Genomic DNA, 9,304 nt, shown 5'->3' with positions numbered 1-9,304 from the left:
GCGAGCGCGGACGTGGTCGAGCTCGTATAACCTCTGGGGTGCTGGCGCGCGCCCCGCCCCGGCCGCGCGCGGGGGCGGGGCTCGTTCCGTACGCGTGGGGAGGACCGGGCGGATGAGCACGGCGGGGGAAACGACGGCCGGGGGCACGGCCGGGGAGTTCGAGGCCGGGGAGGAGCCGGAGAAGCGGGTCACCTGGGCGGAGCTGTACTTCGACCTGGTCTTCGTCTTCGCGATCACCCAGGTCTCCGGACTGCTGCACCACCAGCACGACCTGACCGGTCTGGTCCGGGCCCTGGTGGTGTTCGTGCCGGTGTACTGGTGCTGGGTCGGCACCACCGTGCAGGCCAACATCCGCGACGTGGACAACCCGCGCGACCGCCTGGGCATCCTGCTGGTCGGACTGGCCGGCCTGTTCATGGCGCTCGCCGTCCCGGGCGCGTACGGCGGCCGGGGCGTGCTGCTGGGCGCCGCGTACTGGCTGGCCCGGGTGGTGCTGCTGCTCCTGCTGGTGCGCGTCCCGGGGGTGTGGCGCGGTCCGTACGGGGCGGGCGTGCTGGTCAGCGGACCGCTGCTGCTGGCCGGCGGGCTGCTGCCGGACGGGCCGCGGCTGGTGCTGTGGGCGGCGGCCGCGCTCTGCGACCTGGCCGCACCGCTGGTGTTCCGGCGGCGGCTCGCCAAGGTGGCCTACCACCCGTCGCACATGCCGGAGCGGTTCGCGCTGTTCCTGCTGGTGGCGCTCGGCGAATCGGTGGTCGGGATCGGCGGCTCGGCCGCCGCGGCCCGGCTGGACGCGGCCGAACTGGCCGCCGTGGCAGCCGCGTTCACCATCTCGGCCGGGCTGTGGTGGCAGTACTTCGTGTTCGCGGCGGACGCGATGCGGCACGCCGTGGAGGTCGCCGACTCCCGGCGGGACGTGATCCGGCGGGTCTTCCAGTACGGGCACCTGGCCCTGGCGGCCGGGGTGATCGGGGTCGCGGTCGGCTTCGCGGAGACGGTCGCGGACCCGTGGCGGGCGCTCGGCGCCGGACCGGTGGGGCTGCTCTACGGCGGCTGCGGGCTGTACCTGCTGACCTTCGGGTACACCCGCTGGATGATGTTCCGGCTGGTCTCGACCACCCGGATCGTCGCGGCGGTGGTGGTGCTGGGGCTGCTGCCCGCGATGGTGCGGCTGCCGGCCCTGGTGGTGCTGGTGGTGCTGGCCGTGCTGCTGGTGGCGCTCAACGGGGTGGAGCACGTGCGGGTGGGGCGGGCGGCCGCGGGCGGCGCTGCGGCCCCGGTCTCCCCCTCGGACCCGGCCTCCCCCTCGGACCCGGCCACTGCTTCGGATTCGGCCGCTGCGACGGTGTCCGCCCCGGCGCCCGTGGAGTGAGTTGTCGGTGGGGCTGTGTAGCGTTCGGGGTGTAAGAGGGCGGGCGGCGCAGCAGCCGCGGTGTGGGAGGTAGATGTCGTGACGGACACGGTCGAGGCGGGCGTGGTCGAGGCCGGCGAGGGCGGCGGGCTGGAGCTGCCCGAGTCCTGGCGCGCGGTGCTCGGTGCCGAGACGGAGAAGCCGTACTTCGCGGAGCTGGCGGCCTTCGTGGCGGCCCAGCGCGCGGAGCACGAGGTGTTCCCGCCGAGCGGCCAGGAGTTCGCCGCGCTGCAGGCCACTCCGTACGAGAAGGTCCGGGTGCTGGTCCTCGGCCAGGACCCGTACCACGACAACGGCCAGGCCCACGGCATGAGCTTCTCGGTGCTGCCCGGGACGAAGACGCCGCCCTCGCTGCGCAACATCTTCAAGGAGCTGGACGCCGACCTCGGCATCCCGGCCCCCGACAACGGCTACCTGATGCACTGGGCCGAGCAGGGCGTGCTGCTGCTCAACGCGGTGCTCACGGTCCGCGCCCACGAGGCCAACTCGCACAAGGCGAAGGGCTGGGAGAAGTTCACCGACGCGGTGATCAAGGCGGTGAGCGAGCGCGAGGAGCCGGTGGTCTTCGTGCTGTGGGGCAACTACGCCAAGAAGAAGCTGCCGCTGATCGACACCGAGAAGCACGTGGTGGTCCAGGGCGCGCACCCGTCGCCGCTGTCCGCCAAGCTGTTCTTCGGCAGCCGCCCGTTCTCGCAGATCGACTCGGCGCTGGACGGCTTCGGCGGCGAGCCGATCGACTGGCGGGTGCCGGACCTCAAGCAGGGCTGACGCACGATCGTGCCGTAGGCGGCCGTGGCCGGGCGGGGTTCGGATTCCCGTCCGCCCACGGCCACTTGTCGTTCACCGGTGGCGGCCGTCGGCCGGGGCCGGGTGTGCTTAGCTGGTGGCGACCGGTCGCCGGACCGGTTCGACGGGGGTGGGAGTCGGCTCGGAGGGGCGGTACGTGCGCGGGGTGGGACGGGCAGGAGCGATGCGGTGGGTCGGGCTGGCGGCGGGTCTGGCGCTGCTGGCGGTCGCCGGGTGCGGTAGCGGGGGCGGGGTGAACGGACCCGGAGCCTCCGCGGTGTCCGGGGCATCCGGAGCGCCCGGGGCCCCCGGAGGCTCCGCCGGGACTCCGGCGGCCGGCGCCACGGGCCTCAACCAGCTTCCCGGGCAGGCCTTCTACGTCTCCGACCGCACCAACGCCGCCCAGCAGGTCGCGGCGCTGCGCGGCCAGGGCCGTGCGGCCGAGGCCGACACCTTGCTGCGGATCGCCGCCCAGCCCTCCTCCCAGTGGCTCGGTGAACAGAGCGCCCGGGAGATCGCCGACCAGGTGAGCCGCCGGGCCACCGAGGCGGGCCGGACGGCCGTCTTCGTCGCGTACGACATCCCGCACCGGGACTGCGGCCAGTACTCGGCCGGCGGCGCCGCCGACGCGGCCGCGTACCGTTCCTGGATCACCGGCGTCGCCGGGGCCCTCGGCGACCGCAAGGCCTGGGTGGTGCTGGAGCCGGACGCCGTCGCCCACACCCTGGACACCTGCGGGATCAAGGGCGACCTGGCCGCCGAGCGGTACGGCCTGCTGGCCTTCGCCGTGCAGGAGTTGAAGAAGCGTCCGAACGTCCGGGTCTACCTGGACGCGGGCAACCCGGGCTGGGCCCAGGACCCGGACGAGATGGCCGCGGCGCTGCGCAAGTCCGGCATCGCGGCGGCGGACGGCTTCGCCGTCAACGTCGCCAACTTCTACCCGACCGACCGGAACGCGGACTACGGCAACCGGCTCTCCGCCGCCCTCGGCGGCAAGCACTTCGTCATCGACACCAGCCGCAGCGGCAACGGCTCGGCGGGCGCCGAGTCCTGGTGCAACCCGCCCGGCCGGGCCCTCGGCGAGGCGCCGACCACCGAGACCGGGCGGCCCGGGGTCGACGCCTACCTGTGGATCAAGAACCCGGGGGAGTCGGACGGCGAGTGCGGCCGCGGCGAGCCCCGGGCGGGCGAGTTCTGGCTGCCGTACGCGCTCGGGCTGGCGCAGGCGGCGCGCTGAGCGGAGCCGCGCGCCCGGCCCGGTCCGGCGGCGCCCGGCGCGGGCTGTCCGCTCAGCCGCCGACCTGGACCCAGCGGGCGACCGACGGGGTGCCGGCCGCGTCCGTCAGGAACAGCATGTACCAGCCGGGCGGCAGCAGGTTCGGGTTGCCCGGGAGGGTGAGCGAGAGCCCGTCGGCGGTGCGTCCGGTGATGTCCAGCGCGACCGAGCGCTGCTCGACGTCGGTCACGTGGGTCACCGAACTGGGCCGGATCAGCTTGGCGGTGGTCACCGCGTCCGGCCGGGCGGTGCCGATCCGGACGGTGCCGCCGAGCTTCGCCGCCGCGGGCGCGGCCGTCACCTCGGGGCGGTCGCCGTGGTACAGGTACGGCGGGGTGTAGATCTCGATGCGCTGCTCGAAGCCGCCGGGCTGGGTCTCGGCCTTGTCGGCGAACAGCGGGTTGGAGCCCAGGACGGCGACCCGGCCGTCCGGCAGCAGCAGCGCCTCGGAGTGGTAGTCGCGGCCGACGGTGGGCTCGGCGGCGGTGCTGAACGTCCGGGAGTCCGGGTGGTACACCTGGGCCTTGAGCAGGTCGCTGTCGCCCCGGCCGCGGTAGCCGCTGGAGCCGCCGGTGGTGAACACGGTGTCGTCCGGGAGGACCACGCTGTTGAGGTAGCGGGTCCCGCCGGCCGGCAGGTCCGGGCCCGGGACGAAGGCGGGCTCGGGCGCGGACAGGTCGACGATGTCCGTGCGGGCCGTGGACAGCGGGGACTCTCCCACCCCGCCGCCGCCCAGCACCATGACCTTCTGGGCCTGCGCGGGCGGCAGCAGCACCGAGGCGGAGGTCTCGGTCAGGTTCGGGTCGCGCAGGCCGGGGACGGGCCGGAAGCCGTTGGTCGAGAGGTCCCAGAGGCCCGGCTCGCGGCCCTTGTCGGCGGGGCCGTAGCCCGCGTTGGAACCGGAGTAGAAGAGCTTGCCGCTCGCGGTCAGGAAGATCGACGGGTAGGTCGGGAAGTAGCGGTCGGGGGCCTTGGCCCAGGTCCTGGACTTGGGGTCGTAGACCTCGTTGTCGTTGCCGTTGAGGATCAGCCCGGTGTCGTCCAGGCCGGAGACGGTGACCACCCGGCCGTCGCCCAGCCCGGTCAGGGTCGGGTACCAGCGGGCGTGCGCCATGTCGGTGACCTGCTCGTAGAGCTCGGTGTCCGGGTTGAACTCGAAGGCGGAGCGGATGCCCTGGTAGTCCTGCTTGTCCAGGGTCAGCTTCTCGCTCTGCCCGTACAGGTTGTGGGCGTCGACGCCGGTCAGCCCCTTGATCCGGTACTGGGCGGGGGAGTCGCTCACGTAGTCCCGGCCCTCGCCGACCGCCTCGACGAACACGTGCTGCTCGCCGGCCGTGACGACGGTCTGCTTCCCGGCACCGGTCTTGGTCGCGGCGGGGACGGTCACCTGGACGGTGCTGGCGTACTCCCGGCCGTTCGGGGCGACGAACACGGTGCCCTTGGGGAAGGTGCGGTCGCGCTCCGGGCTCTCGTTGCGCACCCGCATCACGCCTGCCGCCTTCTTCACCGCGCCGTCCAGCTTCTCGTACCGCTGGGTGCCGCCGGCCACCAGCACCCGGCCGTCCGGGAGGGAGGCGTGGCCGCCGCAGAACATGTCGGCGGGGGTGGGTATCAACTTGTAGCTGTTCTTCGCCGGATCCCAGAGCAGGCTCTTGAAGGTGCCCGCGTTGAACTGCTTCTCGTCGTTGCCGGAACCGGCCACGATCAGCACCTTGCCGGTGCGCAGCAGGGTGGCGTGGACGGCGTTGACCCGGAACGCGGCGGGCAGCGACAGGGTCTGCCAGTGGCCGTACTGCGCCTTGTACTCGGGGCGGTTGATCACGTACTGGTGGTACTGGTCGCCGGCGAAGCCGAGGACGGCCGGGGCGTTCATCCCGGCGACGGTCAGCGCGACGGTGCTGCCGAGGGCGAAGCGCTTGGTGCGGCCGGTCTTGTGGATCTTCACGGTGGGTGGTCCCCTCAGGAGGCGGGCGGGTCGGGGGCGGGGCGGCTCAGCGGGTGGGTGTGCTCTCGGCGCTCTCGGGGCTCTCGACGTGGTCGGCCCTCTCGACGTGGTCGGCCCTCTCGACGCGGTCGGGCGCCGGGTCGTCGGGCCGGACGAGGCGGAGCGTGACCGTCGCGGCGTCGGGCGCGGGCGCTCGGAGGGTGAGGGTCGGGCTGTCGAGCGCGTCGGGCCGGGGTGGCGCCGGTGCCGCTGCCCCTGCCCCTGCTGCTGCTGCCGCCGGTCCGGTGCGGCCGAGGGCGTGGCGCGGGCGGCGCTTCTCCAGCAGGACCTTGGGGGCCGCCGTCGGGTCGCCGGTCACGGTCAGGGTGGCGGTGGGCCGGGTGCGCAGCCGGCGGACGGCGTCGCCCGCCGAGATCAGCAGCGGCAGTACGGTCAGCCCCAGGGCGATGCAGGCCCAGGTGCGCATCGCCACGTGGTCGTAGCCGGTGTGGAAGGACGCGGCGACGGCGCCGCCGAACACCACCGCCCAGAACAGGTGGTAGCGGAAGGTGCCGAGCCGGTCGGCGCTGGCCTCCCGGCCCTTGGGCGTCACCACGAAGCCGCCGCGGCGGCGCACCAGCGTCTGGAGCAGCGAGGCCGCGTACACCGGGCCGCAGAGTGCCGACATCACCATGCCCGCGACCCCGGAGGATCCGGCCGGCTCGTGCGGGCTCACGTTGTGCTTGCGGTTCCAGGTGTAGAGCAGGAGCTGGAGCGCGGCGGCGTCGCTGTAGAGCATCATCCAGAGCTCCGAGGAGACGTGCACGCCGGAGGCGCCGAAGCCCAGGTAGAGCACGCTGGACACCCCGCCGAGCAGCCAGGTGAGCGCCGCCATCGGGTAGAAGCCCACCATCAGCGTGTAGTTGAGCAGCCGGCCGGGCGACAGCCGCCAGAGCACCCGCCAGTACTGGGTGAGCAGGGTCTCGTAGGTGCCGCGGCTCCAGCGCAGTTGCTGGGAGAAGAAGTCGGTCCAGGAGGACGGGCCCTCGCCGACGGCGAGGACGTCCGGGGTGTACACGGACTTCCAGTTCTCCCCGGTCTCCGGGTTCCGGTTGCGGTGGAACTCCAGACCGGTCGCCATGTCCTCCGTGACGGAGTCGTACAACCCGCCGATCGACCGGAGCGCGTGGATTCGGACGGCGTTGTTGGTGCCGACGAACATCGGTGCGCCGTAACGGTTTCCGGCGCGCTGGATGAGTGCGTGGAAGAGGTACTGCTGGCTCTCGGAGAATTTGGTGACGGCCGAACCCGAGCTGCGGTAGTTCCCGTACACCTGAGGTCCGACCACGAATGCCACGTCCGGATCGCGGAAGTAGCCGAGCATCCGCTCGCAGAAGTCGGGCAGCGGCACGTGGTCGGTGTCGACGGACACCCAGAAGTCGTAGTCGTCGCCGTGGGCCTGGAGCCAGGCGTTGTAGTTGCCGTGCTTCGACCGGGCGCGGAACCGCCCCTTCGGCCGGTTCCAGTGCGGCCGGCCGGAACGGGTGAAGTGGTGGACGCCCAGCTCGGTGCAGAGGGCGCGCATTGCAGGATCGTTTCCCTCGTCCAACAGCCAGACGTCGTACGGTCCTTCGTGCCGGACGTCGCGTGCCGCCACCAGCGTGGCCCGCACCATCTCCGGCGGCTCCTTGCCGGGCACGCAGGTGGTGAGGAACGCGACCCGGGTGCCGGACTCCGGCGTCACCGGTATCGGGTCCCGGGCCACCAGGGTGGCGTGGGTGTTGGACACCACGTTGACCAGCCGGAACAGCTCGACCACCGCGATGATGCCGATCATCACCTTGTCCCCGAGCAGCACCAGGACATCGGTCTCGTCCGGGCGTTCCGGCCAGTGCTCCGGCAGCAGCAGCCAGACCAGCAGGACCACCTCCACCAGCGGGGCCGCCACCAGCAGCAGGGCGGCCCGTAACCGGTGCGGATCGTGCCGCAGCAGGCTCCGGTACTGGACCCGGTACGGGGTGTCCGGCCGCGCGCCCTCGTCCGTACCCGGCTGCGCGGCTGCGGACGCCCGCGCACCGTCCGGCTCCGGCCGGTACACGCCGCCACCGAGCTCCCGGTCCTCGTCCGGATCGACGGCCGGGCCCGCCAGACGGCTGAAATGGCCGTAGTCGTACGGCGCTTCGGGCACCGGCTCGGTGCGCAGCGCGGCCTCGTCGAGCTGCCCCGCGCCCCGGCGGCGGCTTCGGCCCGATCGGTCCTCGCGGGCCGTTCCGGCACCCCTCCGTCGCGTGGACGGGTCGGTCATGACGTGCTCCCCCCGGAGTTCTGCGGCTTGCTGTGCTCGGCGGCGCTCGCCTCGCCCCGGAGCCGCCCGGGCAGAACGCGATACCGGGAATCCCGTACCGGGAACCCGATACGTGGAGTGTGTGCGACCGGATCGGTTGCGGGCCGGCACGACGGCTTCGAATGCGGGATCCCGGCGCACCGTCCAGCTTCCCCACCGGGCGTGACGGGATCCGTGGCTTGCTCAACTCTCCTGGAGCGTAACGCCGATCGCAACAGTTCCACACGACGATCGCTGCTCAGGCGTCAAGATGCCACGATTCCCGGCCACGGTGGCTCGCGATGGTGCTAATGCGGGGGAATTCGGCACGACGGTGAGTGGACGGTGCCACAGCGGGTATGCGAACGGCCGGACCGCCGAGAGGAGTTGTCGTCCCAGGTGCGGTCCGCCCGGGTGCGGAGGCCGGGCCGGGCCACCCGGGGGACGGCGGCGGGCCCGCGGTATGTCGACCGGAGCCACAGCGGGGTGCGTCGCTGCGTCGCCCGGCCACATGTCGCCGGTCCCACCGCACACCTACGGTTCCGACATCCACCCTGCGGGCGCCCGGCCCGCCCCACCGGAGGTACTCCCGCGTGAGCCAGTTCCCCTTGCAGCCCGAGGAGTCGACCGTCCCCGTACCCGGCGGGGACCTGGCCGTCCTGCGCTGGCCCGCCGACCGGCCGGGGGCCCCGACGGTCGTGGCGGTGCACGGGATCACCGCCAACGGCCTCGCCTGGTACGAGGTCGCCCGCCGGCTCGCCGGGCGGGTCACCCTGCTCGCGCCCGACCTGCGGGGGCGCGGCGCCAGCCGGTCGGTCGCCGGACCGTACGGGCTGGCCCGGCACGCCGACGACGTGGCCGCGCTGATCACCGGCCTCGGTGCCGGACCCGTCACGGTGGTCGGCCACTCGATGGGCGCCTGGGTCACCGCCCTGGCCGCCGTCCGGCACCCCGGACTCGTCCGCCGGGTCCTGCTGGTGGACGGGGCGCTGAGCTTCCCGCTCCCCGAGGGCGTCCGCGAGGAGGACGCCCTGGCCGGGGTGCTCGGCCCCGCGTTGGCCCGGCTGTCGATGACCTTCCCGGACCGCGCCGCCTACTGGGAGTTCTGGCAGCGCCACCCGGCCTTCGGCGGCGGCTGGTCCGACGGCGTCGACGCCTACACCCAGCGCGACCTGGTCGGCGCCGAGCCCGAACTGCGCTCCTCCTGCGTCCTGGAGGCCGTACAGACCGACGGCGCCCAGGTCCTGCTGGACGGTGAGGCGGCCGGGGCCGTGCACCGGCTGCCCTGCCCGGCCGAACTGCTCTGGGCGGAACGCGGCCTGCTCGACGAGCCGCAGGGCCTCTACGACCGGCAGCGGATCGGACTGTCCGGGCTGGACCGGGAACGGGTGCCGGCCTCGCCCGTGCCGGACACCAACCACTACTCGATCCTCTGGGGCGGGGCCGGGGCCGGGCTCATCGCCCGCAAGCTGCTCGCGGACGTCCCCGCGGCCGGCTAGGGCCTGTCCGGCGGATCTTGCCAGGCGCGCGACGCCGGGCATCCCGCCTGGACGCACGCCCGAATCGCCCAAGTACGTCCAGTACGAG

At 73.4% G+C, this 9,304-nt stretch carries 6 protein-coding genes; 4 read left to right on the top strand and 2 right to left on the bottom strand.

What is annotated here, in order from left to right; genetic code table 11:
* The first annotated feature begins 112 nt into the window (after nt 1-112).
* The 3 genes from ACFXOZ_RS41110 to ACFXOZ_RS41100 all read left to right on the top strand — a co-directional run bounded on the left by ACFXOZ_RS41110 (nt 113) and on the right by ACFXOZ_RS41100 (nt 3,431).
* A complete protein-coding gene (locus ACFXOZ_RS41110) occupies nt 113-1,369 on the top strand; it encodes a low temperature requirement protein A (RefSeq protein ID WP_380595148.1) in 1,257 nt (418 codons plus the stop codon).
* Between the two features lie 78 nt (nt 1,370-1,447).
* The gene (locus ACFXOZ_RS41105) at nt 1,448-2,176 is read left to right on the top strand and encodes a uracil-DNA glycosylase (RefSeq protein ID WP_375883267.1); all 729 of its coding nucleotides are present in this window, start codon (nt 1,448-1,450) and stop codon (nt 2,174-2,176) included.
* 295 nt (nt 2,177-2,471) lie between these two features.
* Entirely contained in the window at nt 2,472-3,431 is a 960-nt protein-coding gene (locus tag ACFXOZ_RS41100; RefSeq protein ID WP_375883269.1) for a glycoside hydrolase family 6 protein, read from the top strand.
* Nucleotides 3,432-3,483: 52 nt separating this feature from the next.
* On the opposite strand, the gene ACFXOZ_RS41095 is transcribed toward ACFXOZ_RS41100, so the two are convergent.
* Nucleotides 3,484-5,415 (bottom strand): galactose oxidase-like domain-containing protein, encoded by a 1,932-nt coding sequence (locus ACFXOZ_RS41095; protein ID WP_375883272.1) that lies wholly within the window; start codon nt 5,413-5,415, stop codon nt 3,484-3,486.
* A 46-nt stretch (nt 5,416-5,461) separates the two neighbouring features.
* Entirely contained in the window at nt 5,462-7,699 is a 2,238-nt protein-coding gene (locus tag ACFXOZ_RS41090; protein ID WP_380595146.1) for a glycosyltransferase family 2 protein, read from the bottom strand.
* A gap of 611 nt (nt 7,700-8,310) precedes the next feature.
* Here ACFXOZ_RS41090 and ACFXOZ_RS41085 point away from each other — a divergent pair.
* Nucleotides 8,311-9,216 carry an alpha/beta fold hydrolase gene (locus ACFXOZ_RS41085; protein WP_380595144.1) on the top strand — a complete coding sequence of 302 codons (906 nt, stop codon included), beginning with the start codon at nt 8,311-8,313 and terminating at the stop codon, nt 9,214-9,216.
* The last annotated feature ends 88 nt before the right edge of the window (nt 9,217-9,304 follow it).

Source organism: Kitasatospora sp. NPDC059160 (assembly GCF_042755465.1).
Classification (GTDB): Bacteria; Actinomycetota; Actinomycetes; order Streptomycetales; family Streptomycetaceae; genus Kitasatospora.
Note: the sequence above shows the minus strand (reverse complement) of the source record. Positions and strands in the feature narration are given on the sequence as shown.